Source organism: Paraburkholderia sediminicola (assembly GCF_046026675.1).
GTDB classification, from domain to species: Bacteria; Pseudomonadota; Gammaproteobacteria; order Burkholderiales; family Burkholderiaceae; genus Paraburkholderia; species Paraburkholderia sediminicola_F.
This window is the reverse complement of the sequence record NZ_JAQQEY010000001.1, coordinates 3,880,204-3,893,980: the sequence shown is the minus strand read 5'-3', so window position 1 is coordinate 3,893,980 and position 13,777 is coordinate 3,880,204. Positions and strand designations below refer to the sequence as shown.

General features: G+C 62.3%; 12 protein-coding genes. 6 read left to right on the top strand and 6 right to left on the bottom strand.

Features of this window, described 5'->3' with window-relative positions; genetic code table 11:
* Nucleotides 1-50: 50 nt before the first annotated feature.
* Nucleotides 51-623, bottom strand: a complete 573-nt coding sequence (locus PQQ86_RS16985; protein WP_408268896.1) for a phosphatidylglycerophosphatase A family protein — start codon at nt 621-623, stop codon at nt 51-53.
* Entirely contained in the window at nt 613-1,611 is a 999-nt protein-coding gene (thiL, locus tag PQQ86_RS16980; protein WP_408268894.1) for a thiamine-phosphate kinase, read from the bottom strand. Before thiL ends, PQQ86_RS16985 begins: the two co-directional genes overlap by 11 nt.
* A gap of 207 nt (nt 1,612-1,818) precedes the next feature.
* On the opposite strand from thiL, the gene PQQ86_RS16975 reads away from it, so the two are divergent.
* The 3 genes from PQQ86_RS16975 (at nt 1,819) to PQQ86_RS16965 (ending at nt 5,569) form a co-directional block, all read left to right on the top strand.
* A complete protein-coding gene (locus PQQ86_RS16975) occupies nt 1,819-4,158 on the top strand; it encodes an NADP-dependent malic enzyme (RefSeq protein ID WP_408268891.1) in 2,340 nt (779 codons plus the stop codon).
* A 417-nt stretch (nt 4,159-4,575) separates the two neighbouring features.
* On the top strand, nt 4,576-4,992 hold the full coding sequence (locus PQQ86_RS16970; RefSeq protein ID WP_408268889.1) for a ribonuclease: 417 nt from the start codon (nt 4,576-4,578) through the stop codon (nt 4,990-4,992).
* Between the two features lie 16 nt (nt 4,993-5,008).
* Nucleotides 5,009-5,569, top strand: coding sequence for a barstar family protein (locus PQQ86_RS16965; protein WP_093635748.1), 561 nt, complete (start codon nt 5,009-5,011; stop codon nt 5,567-5,569).
* Between the two features lie 105 nt (nt 5,570-5,674).
* Here the strand turns inward: PQQ86_RS16965 and PQQ86_RS16960 are convergent, their stop codons facing one another.
* From PQQ86_RS16960 to speE, 3 genes are all read right to left on the bottom strand, one after another.
* Nucleotides 5,675-6,415: a 16S rRNA (uracil(1498)-N(3))-methyltransferase gene (locus PQQ86_RS16960; RefSeq protein ID WP_408268886.1), complete on the bottom strand. Its 741-nt coding sequence runs from the start codon at nt 6,413-6,415 to the stop codon at nt 5,675-5,677.
* 19 nt (nt 6,416-6,434) lie between these two features.
* Complete coding sequence (locus tag PQQ86_RS16955) at nt 6,435-6,848, bottom strand: VOC family protein (protein ID WP_054034519.1); 414 nt, start codon at nt 6,846-6,848, stop codon at nt 6,435-6,437.
* A gap of 114 nt (nt 6,849-6,962) precedes the next feature.
* Nucleotides 6,963-7,835, bottom strand: a complete 873-nt coding sequence (gene speE, locus PQQ86_RS16950) for a polyamine aminopropyltransferase (RefSeq protein WP_408268883.1) — start codon at nt 7,833-7,835, stop codon at nt 6,963-6,965.
* Between the two features lie 357 nt (nt 7,836-8,192).
* On the opposite strand from speE, the gene tkt reads away from it, so the two are divergent.
* The gene (gene tkt / locus PQQ86_RS16945; RefSeq protein ID WP_408268880.1) at nt 8,193-10,214 is read left to right on the top strand and encodes a transketolase; all 2,022 of its coding nucleotides are present in this window, start codon (nt 8,193-8,195) and stop codon (nt 10,212-10,214) included.
* Between the two features lie 96 nt (nt 10,215-10,310).
* A complete protein-coding gene (gene gap / locus PQQ86_RS16940; protein WP_106285226.1) occupies nt 10,311-11,321 on the top strand; it encodes a type I glyceraldehyde-3-phosphate dehydrogenase in 1,011 nt (336 codons plus the stop codon).
* An 87-nt stretch (nt 11,322-11,408) separates the two neighbouring features.
* On the opposite strand, the gene PQQ86_RS16935 is transcribed toward gap, so the two are convergent.
* The gene (locus PQQ86_RS16935; RefSeq protein WP_408268877.1) at nt 11,409-12,101 is read right to left on the bottom strand and encodes a FadR/GntR family transcriptional regulator; all 693 of its coding nucleotides are present in this window, start codon (nt 12,099-12,101) and stop codon (nt 11,409-11,411) included.
* A 227-nt stretch (nt 12,102-12,328) separates the two neighbouring features.
* Between PQQ86_RS16935 and PQQ86_RS16930 the strand changes: the two genes are divergently transcribed.
* The gene (locus PQQ86_RS16930; protein WP_408270327.1) at nt 12,329-13,657 is read left to right on the top strand and encodes a C4-dicarboxylate transporter DctA; all 1,329 of its coding nucleotides are present in this window, start codon (nt 12,329-12,331) and stop codon (nt 13,655-13,657) included.
* Nucleotides 13,658-13,777: the final 120 nt, after the last annotated feature.

Sequence of the window (13,777 nt, the reverse complement as noted above, 5' to 3'; positions counted from 1 at the left end):
GGGGAACTGCTGCGGGAGGCAGTCGGCAGCCGGTGGCCGACGGGCAACGGTTAAACCGACATGCGCCAGAGCGCAATTACGAGCAACGTGAAGAACGCGGCGACCAGGTCATCGAACATGATGCCAAAACCACCTTTCAGTCGGCGATCGAAATAACCGATTGGCGGCGGTTTCACCATGTCGAAGAAGCGGAACACGATGAACGCCCAGAGTTGCCCGGTTAGCGTGACCGGCGTGACCATCAGCAGCACCAGCCAGAACGCGATGATTTCGTCCCAGACGACTGGAGACGGATCGTCGGTACCCAGCTTCTTCGCGGTGAAGCCGCAAATCGCAATGCCGCCGAGAAAGCCGGCGACGATCAGCACGCCCCATTCGACCACGGTCAGATACCGGCTCAGGACAGCGAACGAGGCCCATGCGAACAGGGTGCCGATGGTGCCCGGTGCAACCGGCGACAAGCCGCTGCCAAAACCCAGCGACAGAATGTGCAGCGGATGCGACAGCATGAAACGCGCGGTGGCGCGGCGCGGCTGAGGACGGGGCGCGCGCGGGCCGGACGCGTTGGGCTGCGGATGGCCGATCAGATCATCGGCGGGGACCAGAGGGGGATCAGTCTGCATGGAAATGATCGAAGCCTTGCAACGTCAGAGTGAGCGGCGCGCCGGCGGCATTGCGCCAGCCGATCGCCGGGCGGTCGGCCGCCGTTTGAAGAGCGCTTATTGTACCGATGCGGGTGACCGGTACGGCTACCTCGCGGCCGGCTGCTTCGACCTTGGCGCGCGCTACGGCCGGCGCGGTGAAGCACAGTTCGTAATCGTCGCCGCCAGCTAGTGTGCAACGTTGCTGGATCTCGGGCGAAAGCCGGCGTAGCGCGGCCGAACGCGGCACGGCGTCGACGTTGACCGTGGCCTGCACGTTCGAGCGTTCAAGAATGTGCCGCAGGTCGCCCGCGAGTCCGTCCGATAGATCGAGCGCTGCATGCGCGATGCCTCGCAACGCGAGACCGAGGAAGATGCGCGGCTCTGGGCGTTCGAGGGCGCGACGAAACGTCGCAGCGTCGCTGGCATCGGCGGACCACTCGCCACGCTGTACGCCGAGGCCGGCACGTGCGTCGCCGAGCGTGCCGGAGATCCAGACATCGTCGCCCGGCTGCGCGGCGTCGCGGCGCAGCGCAACTTGCGGCGGCACGTTGCCGAACACGGTGATGCATAGGTTCAATGGCCCACCGGTCGTGTCACCGCCAATCAGATCGCAGCCGTAGCGCTCGGCCAACGCGAAGAGGCCGTTGCTGAAGGCGGCAAGCCATGCCTCGTCGGTTTTGGGCAAGGAGAACGCTAGCGTGAACGCCTGCGGCCGCGCGCCCATCGCGGCGAGATCCGACAGGTTCACCGCGAGCGCCTTGTGACCGAGCGCCTCGGGATCGACGTCAGGAAAGAAATGGCGGCCTTCAACCAGCATGTCCGTCGATATCGCCAGCATTTCTCCGGGTCGCGGCGCGAGCAGAGCGCAGTCGTCGCCGATGCCGAGCTCGCCTTCGGCAGCACGGGATGACGCAGCGGCTGCGCGGCGGGCGAAGAAGCGATCGATCAGCGAAAACTCGGAGAGCATGGTGGCAGTGGGTGAACGGATAAGTGCAACGAAAAGCCGCTAACGGCGCGCATTGTACGGAGATGCTCGCGGGTAAACACTCTATTCGCACTCAACTCCGATCCGACGAGTGGTTGGCCCAAAGTGCGCCATGTCTGCCTTTCGCTATATTTCAGTCGCGGCAGTTGTACCCGTATTGAAGGAATTGAGCCGGCAATTGGGGCTACAATGCCGTCGAACATCTATTCTAATCCGCCCTTCGAAGCCCGCCTTATGTCGACTCCCGTCAATAGCAAACTCCGCGAAGCCGCCCTCGATTATCACGAGTTCCCGACCCCCGGGAAGATCGCGATCGCCCCGACCAAGCAGATGATCAACCAGCGCGACCTCGCGCTGGCGTACTCGCCGGGCGTCGCGTTCGCGTGTGAGGAAATCGTCGAAAACCCGCTGAACGCCGCCCGTTTCACCGCGCGCAGCAACCTGGTCGGCGTCGTCACGAACGGCACCGCGGTGCTGGGTCTCGGCAACATCGGGCCGCTCGCCTCGAAGCCGGTCATGGAAGGCAAGGCCGTCCTGTTCAAGAAGTTCGCTGGCATCGACGTGTTCGATATCGAGCTGAACGAGTCCGATCCGCACAAGCTGGTCGACGTCATCTGTGCACTTGAGCCGACCTTCGGCGGCATCAACCTTGAAGACATCAAGGCGCCGGACTGTTTCATCGTCGAGCGCGAATGCCGCAAGCGCATGAAGATTCCGGTCTTCCACGATGACCAGCACGGTACGGCGATCGTCGTCGCGGCAGCCATCACCAACGGCTTGAAGGTGGTCGGCAAGGACATCAAGAAGGTCAAGCTGGTGTCGTCCGGCGCGGGCGCTGCGGCGCTGGCCTGTCTGGATCTGCTGGTCGACATCGGCCTGCCGCTCGAAAACATTACCGTCACCGATCTGGCCGGCGTGGTCTACAAGGGCCGCGTCGAACTGATGGACCCGGACAAGGAACGCTTCGCACGCGAAACCGACGCTCGCACGCTCGCCGAGGCGATCGGCGGCGCGGATATCTTCCTCGGTCTGTCGGCCGGCGGCGTGCTGAAGCAGGACATGGTCAAGCAGATGGCTGACAAGCCGCTGATTCTGGCGCTGGCCAATCCGACACCGGAAATCCTGCCGGAACTGGCGCTCGAAGTGCGTCCGGACGCCGTGCTCTGCACGGGCCGCACGGACTATCCGAACCAGGTGAACAACGTGCTGGTGTTCCCGTTCCTGTTCCGTGGCGCGCTGGATGCGGGCGCGACGACGGTGACGCGTGAAATGGAAATCGCCGCGGTCAACGCGATCGCCGAACTGGCCCGCCAGGAGCAGAGCGATATCGTCGCGACTGCGTACGGCATCCAGGATCTTTCGTTTGGTCCGGAATACCTGATTCCGAAGCCGTTCGACCCGCGCCTGATCGTCAAGGTCGCGCCGGCGGTGGCGAAGGCCGCGATGGATTCGGGCGTCGCCGAGCGTCCGATCGAAGACATGGAAGCGTACGAACAGCATCTGCAGCAGTTCGTGTATCACAGCGGCACGACCATGAAGCCGATTTTCCAGCTGGCGCGTGGCGTCGAGCCGGAGAAGAAGCGCATCGTGTTCGCGGAAGGCGAAGAAGAGCGCGTGCTGCGCGCCATGCAGATCATCGTCGACGAAAAGCTCGCAAAGCCGATCCTGATCGGCCGTCCGGCGGTGATTGAACAACGCATCGCGCGTTACGGCCTGCGTCTGATCGCAGGTCAGGACTACTCGGTCGTGAACACCGACCACGACGAGCGTTACCGCGATTTCTGGCAGGAATATCACAAGATGATGTCCCGCAAGGGCATCACCGAGCAGATGGCGAAGCTCGAAATGCGCCGCCGCACCACGCTGATCGGCGCGATGATGGTGGAGAAGGGTGAGGCGGACGGCATGATCTGCGGCACGGTGTCCACCACGCATCGCCACCTGCACTTCATCGATCAGGTGATCGGCAAGAAGCAAGGCGCGAAGGTCTATGCGGCGATGAATGCGCTGGTGTTGCCGAACCGTCAGATTTTCCTGGTCGACACGCACGTGAATGTCGATCCGACGCCTGAGCAACTGGCTGAGATCACGATCATGGCAGCCGAGGAAGTGCGCCGCTTTGGTATCGAACCGAAGGTCGCCCTGGTGTCGCATTCGAACTTCGGTTCGAGCAATGCGCCGACCGCGCAGAAAATGCGCGACACGCTGGCGATCCTGCGCGAGCGTGCGCCGGAATTGCAAGTGGATGGTGAAATGCACGGCGACCTCGCGCTCGACGCGAATCTGCGCCGCGAAGTGCTGCCGGACTCGACACTCGAAGGCGACGCGAACCTGCTGGTGCTGCCGAACATCGACGCGGCCAACATCTCGTACAACCTGTTGAAGACCGCCGCGGGCAACAACATCGCGATTGGCCCGATGCTGCTCGGCGCGGCCAAGCCGGTGCACGTGCTGACGGCTTCGGCCACGGTTCGCCGCATCGTCAACATGACGGCGCTGCTGGTGGCCGACGTGATCGCGGCCCGCTGATCCTTGATCTGGGCTGACGCGTGGCGCCGCTGGATCGGGCGCCATGCAAAAAAAAGGCGTGCCTGCAATGGGCACGCCTGCGGGTGAACAGGGGATTGCCACCCTAAAAAGGCCGAATGAGACCATTCCGCCTTCGAGAGACTGCGGAAACCGCAAGGCTTTCGTTAGAGGGGAATGGGCTGCGCAATGGGCGCCCCGTGGGCTTGGGCCCGCCTCATTTTGCTTCGTTGGGTTAATTTTAGCCTGCACAAGCTAAATATTCTGTCAAAAGTCGTCAAAGCCCGTTCCGTGGCTCTTTCCCACGCGATTGGAAGCTTTTGCCTGTCCGGCGAACGTTGATTCTGTGGGGTTTTAGCGATACCCTTACGACTTTCATGGTCGTCAAACTCGTGATCTAACAGCGGGGAACCTTGATTCATGGCACGCAAGTGGCGGCGCATTAAAGGCGTGCTGATCGGTGCTTTGACGCTCTGCGCTTTATCAGGCTCCGTGTCTGGCGCGTTTGCGCGCGACTACACGGCATCTGCCGATACACAAGCTCAGGTGCAGGGCACTATCGCGGCGGCACAGTTGCCGCGCGAAGCGGTCAATACATTGAACTTGATTGCCGCGGGCGGGCCTTACCCGTATGAGAAGGACGGCATCGTATTCGGCAATCGCGAACGGTTGCTACCGCCGCATCGGCGCGGTTTTTACCACGAATACACCGTTCCCACGCCTCGTTCACGAAACCGCGGGGCGCGTCGCATCGTCTGCGGAGGTCCGGTACAGCGGATCGACAACTGCTACTACTCGGACGACCACTACACCAGTTTTAATCGTATTGTTGAATGACATCGGGATGAACGGCATGAGCGACAACGTCTACGCGCACGACTCCGGAGTCGCGACGGATCTTTTCGCGGCCGGCGACGGCAATTTGTTCCAGCGCGTCATGCGAATGCGCGCCGGCGACCAGGGCCGGGATAACCAGAGCGAAGCCAGCACTGTGCTTTCATCGAACGAGGAGCCCATGAGTCTTTTCAAGACCGTACGACCGAACATCGTACAGTCGATCCGCGCCTTTCGCGTGCAGGATCTCGCTGACGAGGCCAACCAGCTCGGCCAGCACTTTCTGTACGCGTACTGCGCGAACGCACAGTCCAAACAGGAAGTGCTGGAGACCATTGCTACGTCGTTCCTGTTTCCGAAGCATTTCGGCAAGAATTACGATGCGCTCTACGATTGCCTGACCGATCTGGTCCATAAGGCAGGCGCGCAGCCTGGGTTCGTGATCGTGCTTGAGCAACTTCCGGTCGCGCAAAAGTTCGACAAGGAAGGGCGCGAGACGCTACTGGACGTGTTCCGCGAAGCATCCGAATTCTGGGCCGAGCGCAAGGTTGCGTTCCGCGTGTTTTATTCGTTTGCGTAAGGTGGGCCCGAGCACTTTGCTTGAATGGGGTGCCTGAGTACCGCTTACCGCTGTAAAGAAAGAGAAAGGCCCGCCAATTGGCGGGCCTTTGCTTTTGTTTTTGACTTACCAGGCGCCCCAGCGAGCTGCCAACGCCGAGAGCACGGCAATACCCGCGGTTTCCGTGCGCAACACACGCGGACCGAGGCCGACGGCGGTAAATCCGTGATCAGTCGCAGCGGCTTCTTCCGCCGCCGAAAAACCGCCTTCCGGGCCGACCAGCACGGTCACGCGCCCGAACGGCGGATTAACGGGCAGCGCCGAAAAGCTGATGCTGGCGCGCGGCGACAGCAGAATGCGCATTTCGCCTTCTTCAGGCGTGCGGGGCAGCGCGCCGAGCCACGTGGCGATCTCGCGCACCGGCATCACTTCCGGCAGTCGATTGCGCCCGCACTGTTCGCACGACGCGCGTACGATGCCTTGCCAATGCACATGCCGTCGCTGCGCGCGATCGCCGGAAAGACGCACGACGCTGCGCGTGGTGGTCAGCGGCACGAAACACGCTGACCCGAGCTCGACCGCCTTCTCGATGAGCCAGTCCATCTTGTCGCCACCGGCGATGCCCTGCGCGAGCGTGAGGTGATACGGCGCTTCCACTTCGATATTGCGGAACTCGTGAATTCTCACTTTGGCCGAGCGGCGTTCGACCTCGACGAGTTCGGCGCTGTATTCGCCGCCTTCGCCGTTGAAAAGCACGATCGAATCACCGGGCTGCAAACGCAGCACGAGGATGTGGCGCGTGACGTCATCGGGCAACTGCATGATGTCGTCGGGTTTGAGAGGCGTACCGACGAAGAAGCGAGGCATCAGAAAAATACTCATTGGTTCAGGAAAGGTGGCGAGCGAGCGCCCAACGGTAGCCGTCCAGATCTTCGACCTGGGCAAACCGGTCGCCCCAGAATTGATCCTGTGGCTCGCTCAGCGATTTTGCGCCGGCGGCCAGCGCCCGCGTGTAAACCGCGTCGACATCGTCGACATAGACATAGAACGATTGCGGCGCAATCGCGCCCGCGCTTTTGGGTGTTTTCGCCGCCGAGCCGAACGCGCCTTCCGGCGCGAACATCACGATCAGCTGGCCTTGATAGGTCATCTCGACATGCATGACGACACCGTCGTCCTGGACGCTGTCACGTACCTCGAAGCCGAATGCCGCTTCGAAGAACGCCGTGGCGGCACGTGCGTCGCGCACCGTCAGATAGGGGGTCAACCAGGGCACACCGGCTGGGCGGGAGGCGGTCATGGGGTTCTCCGGATCTATTGGGGTTGCGGGATGCATGCTGCGAGGCCAGGCGGGCGGTTGCGTATCGATTCATAGATAGCGCGCGCCGACCGAACCGTGCATTTTGCCCACGCGTTAGCTTGATGGCTTTAAGAATTGACTTAGTTTATCGCGCACGGACCGGGATGCCGAGAGTAGTCCGGCGTGCAGGGCTGGGTCGTAGTGTTTCAAAGAGTCGATTCGGCGTTCGGCAAGGCGCTCGGAGAGGGCTTCGGCGGTGAGGGCGGCGGGGTCGAGTGTGTCGCTGGCCGTCGCCATCATCCAGAGCGAGCCGTAGAGCGGGATGAAGGTGCTCATTGTGCGCACGACGGAGAAGGCGTCGCGTAAATCGTTGAGCAGGCTGGCGACGCGTTCCGCGTGGAAATAGGGAGAACCGAGGTGCAGCGAGAGCGCGGCGGTTGGGCTCATGACGCGCTTGAGCTGCATGTAGAAATCCGGGGTGTAGAGGCCTGACGCGGGTGAGTCGGGCGGCGTCAGGTCGAAGACGACCAGGTCAAATTGCGTATGGACGACCCTCGCGACGAAATCCGCGGCGTCGCCGATCACCAGCTCGACCCGCGGATCATCGAAAGCGCCGCCGTGCACCTCGGGCAGATACTCGCGGGTCATGCGCACGACCTCGGCATCGAGCTCCGCCACTACGATCCGCTCGATGCCCGGGTGCTTCAGCAATTGCCGCGCGGCGCCGCCATCGCCGCCGCCCAGCACCAGCGCGGCTTTCGGCGATAGATGCGCCAGCGCGGCCGGATGCACCATGCATTCGTGATAGATGAATTCGTCGCCGGTGGAGGTCATCGCGCGGCCGTCGAGCGTAAACAGCCGGCCGAGCTGCGGCGTGTCCCATACCTCGATCCGCTGATAGGGTGAATCGACGCGCGCAAGCCGCCGCGCATTCGGAAATCCGTAGACGGCGTCGGCGGTGGGGTGGAACAGCAGGGGAGCGCTCACGGATGTCGGGCTCCGTCGGGAGAGCGATGGGTTGGTGTCGCTCAATTGTAAAGGCGCAAGCGCGGCGTGGCCCCCATCTGCATGAAGCGCCGGCTCGAAACCGGCACACGGCCAGCCAGGAATCAGCTCGCACCGAACCAAAAACCAGCGCGGAGCCAGGCAGGAACCAGGCAGCGAGGCGGGCTTTGCGCGCGGGTGCCGGGCAACGTTCTGTTAGAATGTCACGCTTTCAGCCTTGTCCGTTTGCTCTGCCCGTTTCGCGTCTCCTGGCGCCGCACCGTGCGCCGAAGTGGACTGGCATTCGAGCATCCGGGCCTCAAGCGCGCACCGCCTTCTGACTCTGTCTCCGGACTCGACATGACGACCCCGTCTCCCGCACCCACCTCCCTGATGGCTAACGCAATCCGCGCGTTGTCCATGGACGCCGTTCAAAAAGCGAACTCCGGCCACCCCGGCATGCCGATGGGCATGGCAGAAATCGGCGTGGCTTTGTGGTCGCGCCATCTGCGTCACAACCCGAAGAACCCGCAATGGGCCGATCGTGACCGCTTCGTGCTGTCGAACGGCCACGGCTCGATGCTGCTGTACTCGCTGCTGCATCTGACCGGCTACGATCTGCCGATGGAAGAGCTGAAGAACTTCCGTCAAATGCATTCGAAGACGCCGGGTCACCCGGAATACGGCATCACGCAGGGCGTCGAGACCACCACCGGCCCGCTCGGCCAGGGTCTGGCCAATGCGGTCGGCATGGCGCTCGCCGAATCGCTGCTTGCCACCGAATTCAACAAGTCTGACGCAAAGATCGTCGACCACCACACGTACGTGTTCGTGGGTGACGGCTGCCTGATGGAAGGCATCTCGCACGAAGCCTGCTCGCTCGCGGGTGTGCTGAAGCTGAACAAGCTGATCGCGTTCTACGACGACAACGGCATCTCGATCGACGGCGAAGTGGTTCACTGGTTCCACGACGACACGCCGAAGCGCTTCGAAGCGTACGGCTGGAACGTGATCCCGAACGTGGTCGGCCATGACGTCGACGCGGTGGACGCGGCAATCAAGCATGCCAAGCAATCGGACAAGCCGACGCTGATCTGCTGCAAGACCGTGATCGGCGAAGGCGCGCCGACCAAGTCGGGCAGCCACGATTCGCACGGCTCGCCGCTCGGCGACAAGGAAATCGCAGCAACGCGCGAAGCGATCGGCTGGAAGTGGGAGCCGTTCGTGATTCCGCAGGAAGTCTATGCGGCATGGGACGCGACGGAAGCCGGCGCACGCAACGAATCCGATTGGGACAAGGTGTTTGCCGCGTACGCAGCCAAATACCCGCAGGAAGCCGCTGAATTCAAGCGCCGCGACGCGAAGCAATTGCCCGCCGACTGGAAGGAAAAGGCCAAGGCCATTATCGCCGGCGCGAACGAACGCAAGGAAACGGTCGCGACGCGTAAGGCATCGCAGCAGGCTATCGAAGGTTTGTCGGCCGTGTTGCCTGAACTGCTCGGCGGTTCCGCCGACCTGACCGGTTCGAACCTGACCAACTGGAAGGCCGCCAAGCCGGTGCGTGTGAACGCTGAAGGCAAGGCTGCCGGCAACTACGTGAACTACGGCGTGCGCGAATTCGGCATGAGCGCAGCGATCAACGGCATCGCGCTGCATGGTGGCTTCAAGGCCTTCGGCGGCACGTTCCTGACGTTCTCGGACTACAGCCGCAACGCGCTGCGCGTCGCCGCGTTGATGAAGTCGCCGTCGATCTTCGTGTTCACGCACGACTCGATCGGTCTGGGCGAAGACGGCCCGACCCACCAGTCGGTCGAACACGTCGCGAGCCTGCGTCTGATTCCGAATCTGCAAGTGTGGCGCCCGGCTGATACGGTCGAAACGGCGGTGGCCTGGACCCACGCGGTCGAGCATCACGGCCCGTCGTGCTTGATCTTCAGCCGTCAGAACCTGCCGTTCTCGGAGCGTACTGACGCGCAGATCGCCAATATCGAGAAGGGTGGTTACGTGCTGCGCGACTGGAACGACGAGATCGTCGCGCGCAAGGTCATCCTGATCGCCACCGGTTCGGAAATCGAACTGGCGTTGAACGCAGTCGAGCCGCTGGCTCGCGAAGGCATCGCGGCACGCGTCGTGTCCATGCCGTCGACCACCGTGTTCGACAGGCAGGACGCCGAGTACCGTGAACGCGTGCTGCCGAAGGGCGTGCGCCGCGTCGCGATCGAAGCGGGCGTTACGGATTTCTGGCGCAAGTACGTGGGTCTGGAAGGCGGCGTGGTCGGCATTGACACGTTCGGCGAATCGGCCCCGGCTGGCGTGCTGTTCAAGCATTTCGGCTTCACCGTCGAGAACGTGGTAGAGACGGCCAAAGCCGCACTCGGCTGACCTTCGGTAAGCGCGGCCGCGCGTACCCCACGCGTGGTTGCGCCGCAAGGGCAGACGAACATGGAAGATTTTTTTTCAGCCATCAGGAGATAGATCATGACGATTCGCGTCGCAATCAACGGCTACGGCCGGATCGGCCGCAACACGCTGCGCGCCTTCTATGAAAACGGCAAGAAGCACGATATCGAAATCGTCGCCATCAACGATCTTGGCGATGCCAAGACCAACGCTCACCTGACGCAATACGACACTGCTCACGGCAAGTTCCCGGGCGAAGTGTCGGTGGACGGCGACTACCTGGTCGTCAACGGCGACAAGATCCGCGTGCTGGCTAACCGCAACCCGGCAGAACTGCCGTGGGGCGAGCTGAACGTCGACGTCGTGATGGAATGCACGGGCTTTTTCACGACCAAGGAAAAGGCCAGCGCGCACATCAAGGGCGGCGCAAAGAAGGTCATCATCTCGGCGCCGGGCGGTAAAGACGTCGACGCAACGATCGTCTACGGCGTGAATCACAACGTGCTGAAGGCATCGGACACGGTGATCTCGAACGCATCGTGCACGACCAACTGCCTGGCACCGCTCGTCAAGCCGCTGAACGACAAGATCGGCCTGGTGAACGGTCTGATGACCACGATCCACGCGTACACGAACGACCAGGTTCTGACGGACGTGTACCACGAAGACCTGCGCCGCGCGCGCTCGGCCACGCACAGCCAGATCCCGACCAAGACCGGTGCTGCATCGGCTGTGGGCCTCGTGCTGCCGGAACTGAACGGCAAGCTGGACGGTTACGCGATTCGCGTCCCGACCATCAACGTGTCGGTCGTCGACCTGTCGTTCATCGCCGCGCGCGACACGACGGTCGAAGAAGTCAACGCGATCATGAAGGAGGCGTCGGAAGGCTCGCTGAAGGGCATTCTCGGTTACAACGAGGCGCCGCTGGTCTCGATCGACTTCAACCACAATCCGGCTTCGTCGACGTTCGACGCAACGCTGACCAAGGTGTCGGGCCGTCTGGTGAAGGTGTCGAGCTGGTACGACAACGAGTGGGGCTTCTCGAACCGCATGCTGGACACGGCTGTGGCGCTGGCCAACGCGAAGTAAGCTTGTTCTAGCTTCGTGTGCCTCTGCTGCCGGCCTTGGGTCGGTGGCGGGGTAACGGAAAAAAGGCCGCTCTTCGGAGCGGCTTTTTTACGCCTGTGGAGTCGGGAAATAAACGCCGGCGCGTTGCGCTGCGTTCGAGATGTGCGTTTCGATGGCTTTGCCGGCCGCCGCTGAATCGCGCGCCTTGAGCGCATCGAGAATTGCCCGATGCTCGGTGTACGTGGACAGCACCAGTTCACGCCGATAAAACGGCATCCGCTGACTTTCCTTCATGATCTCCGCGGCACTGCTCAGGATCGATTCGATCGCCGCGTTGCCGGCAATGCTCACAATGCGCATGTGGAAGTCGTAGTCGAGGCGGGCGGCTTCGTCGAGCTCGTCGCAGGCGAGCGCCGTCTGCATGGCCGCGATGTTGTCTTCGAACCAGGCGAGGTCGGAATCGCTGACGGCCAGCGCCGCCATGCGCGCGATAAAGCCTTCCAGCGCGAAGCGCATCTGGTAGGTATCCGGCAGCGACGACTGCTCCGCGAAGCGCCACGGTTGCGCGGCCGCGGCCTGCGCACTTTTCACATACACACCCTTACCGGGGCGGATCATCAGCAGACCGAGCGCCTCAAGCGTCGAGAGCGCCTCGCGCAGCGAGGCGCGGCTGATCGCCAGTTCCTCCGAGAGCTGACGTTGCGCCGGCAACAAACTGCCCACCGGATAGACGCCCGCTTCGATCCGTTCGCGGATGGTCGCGATGGCGGCATCGGTGACGGTGTGCGGAACGTTTTTCATCGTGGCTCACTTGGGTGCGCGGTCTGACCGGCATTGTAATACGCGTTCTGAACGCTCGTACGGGTAGCAGTCCAGGACGTGCAATCAGGCCAGAAAATGCGCGGCAGACAGCGGGTAAACGCTATTTAATGAATCCTTGACGCCAGTATATCGGCTTCCTACTATTCGCCATAACAGCACTGGTCGGACCAGTCTGAACAGATGTGAATGCTAATCTGGAGGAAGCCGTGTTGAAGTTCTTCAATTCACTGTTTGGCCGGGTCGTCATAGCGCTGGTGGCGGGCATTGTGATCGGTGCCGTGTTCCCGCATTTCGCCCAAACGCTGCGCCCGCTTGGCGACGGCTTTCTCAAGCTGATCAAGATGGTGATCGGCCCGATCGTCTTCTGTGTGGTGGTGAGCGGTATGGCGCATGCCGGCGATCTGCGCAAAGTCGGTCGCGTCGGGTTAAAGGCGGTGATCTACTTCGAGATCATGACGACGATTGCGCTCGTGATCGGCGCGGTGCTGGCCTATGCAACACGGCCTGGCGTCGGCATGAATATCAACCTGCATTCGCTCGACCCCGCTTCGCTGTCGACCTACACCGAGCACGCGAAGAGCCTCAAGGACACGGCTGGCTTTCTGCTGAAGATCATCCCCGACACGGCGATCAACGCATTCGCCACCGGCGATATCCTGCAAATCCTCGTGTTTTCGGTGCTGTTCGGCTCGGCGCTGTCGCTGCTGGGCAATAAGGCGCAGCGCGTCAGCAGCCTGATCGACGAGCTTTCGCAGGTGTTCTTCCGCGTGATGGGTTTCATCATCAAGCTCGCGCCGCTCGGCGTGCTCGGCGCGATTGCGTTCACGACGGGCACCTATGGCGTCGAGTCGCTCAAGCAACTCGGCATGCTAGTGCTGGTGTTCTACGCGAGCTGCTTCGTGTTCGTGGCGGTCGTGCTGGGCGTGGTGATGCGTCTGGCCGGCTTCAGCATCTTCAAGCTGATCCGCTATCTGCGCGAGGAGCTTTCGATCGTGCTGGGTACAGCCTCCTCAGATGCCGTGCTGCCGCAGATCATGCGCAAGCTCGAATGGATGGGCGTCAAGGATTCGACCGTCGGGCTGGTCATTCCGACCGGCTACTCCTTCAATCTGGACGGCTTCTCCATCTATCTGACGCTTGCGGTGATTTTCATCGCGCAGGCCACCAACACGCCGCTGTCGATCCATGACCTGATCGTGGTGGTGCTGGTGTCGCTGGTGACGTCGAAGGGTGCGCACGGCATTCCCGGCTCGGCAATCGTGATCCTGGCTGCGACGCTGTCCGCGATTCCGGCGATCCCCGTGCTCGGCCTCGTGCTGATTTTGCCGGTCGACTGGTTCGTCGGCATTGCCCGTGCGTTGACCAATCTGATCGGCAATTGCGTGGCGACGGTGGTGGTCGCCGTGTGGGAAAACGACATCGACCGTGCGCGCGCCCATCGCGTGCTGAACCGTGACGCAGCGCTGCGCTACGTGCCCGCAGGCGAAGACTCAGCCGTCGAGCCGACCGCTGGCGAACATGTGCCGGCCGTCTGACCGAGCGGGATTGCGCCGCCCTTTGGCCTGATCTATCGCTATTCATCAGCGCGCCAACGCAGCGCGCGTTCTGCCCCGGCGGATACGCTGACTCCGCCGCCTCTTCCTTACTTTTCGTTG

What these genes read in the sequence shown, in the direction of transcription:
- PQQ86_RS16985 (WP_408268896.1), bottom strand. Translation starts at nt 623, where the DNA reads ATGCAGACTGATCCCCCTCTGGTCCCCGCCGATGATCTGATCGGCCAT.
- PQQ86_RS16965 (WP_093635748.1), top strand. Translation starts at nt 5,009, where the DNA reads ATGAGCGACAACGTCTACGCGCACGACTCCGGAGTCGCGACGGATCTT.
- PQQ86_RS16935 (WP_408268877.1), bottom strand. Translation starts at nt 12,101, where the DNA reads ATGAAAAACGTTCCGCACACCGTCACCGATGCCGCCATCGCGACCATC.
- PQQ86_RS16970 (WP_408268889.1), top strand. Translation starts at nt 4,576, where the DNA reads ATGGCACGCAAGTGGCGGCGCATTAAAGGCGTGCTGATCGGTGCTTTG.
- tkt (WP_408268880.1), top strand. Translation starts at nt 8,193, where the DNA reads ATGACGACCCCGTCTCCCGCACCCACCTCCCTGATGGCTAACGCAATC.
- PQQ86_RS16960 (WP_408268886.1), bottom strand. Translation starts at nt 6,415, where the DNA reads ATGCCTCGCTTCTTCGTCGGTACGCCTCTCAAACCCGACGACATCATG.
- PQQ86_RS16975 (WP_408268891.1), top strand. Translation starts at nt 1,819, where the DNA reads ATGCCGTCGAACATCTATTCTAATCCGCCCTTCGAAGCCCGCCTTATG.
- PQQ86_RS16955 (WP_054034519.1), bottom strand. Translation starts at nt 6,848, where the DNA reads ATGACCGCCTCCCGCCCAGCCGGTGTGCCCTGGTTGACCCCCTATCTG.
- gap (WP_106285226.1), top strand. Translation starts at nt 10,311, where the DNA reads ATGACGATTCGCGTCGCAATCAACGGCTACGGCCGGATCGGCCGCAAC.
- thiL (WP_408268894.1), bottom strand. Translation starts at nt 1,611, where the DNA reads ATGCTCTCCGAGTTTTCGCTGATCGATCGCTTCTTCGCCCGCCGCGCA.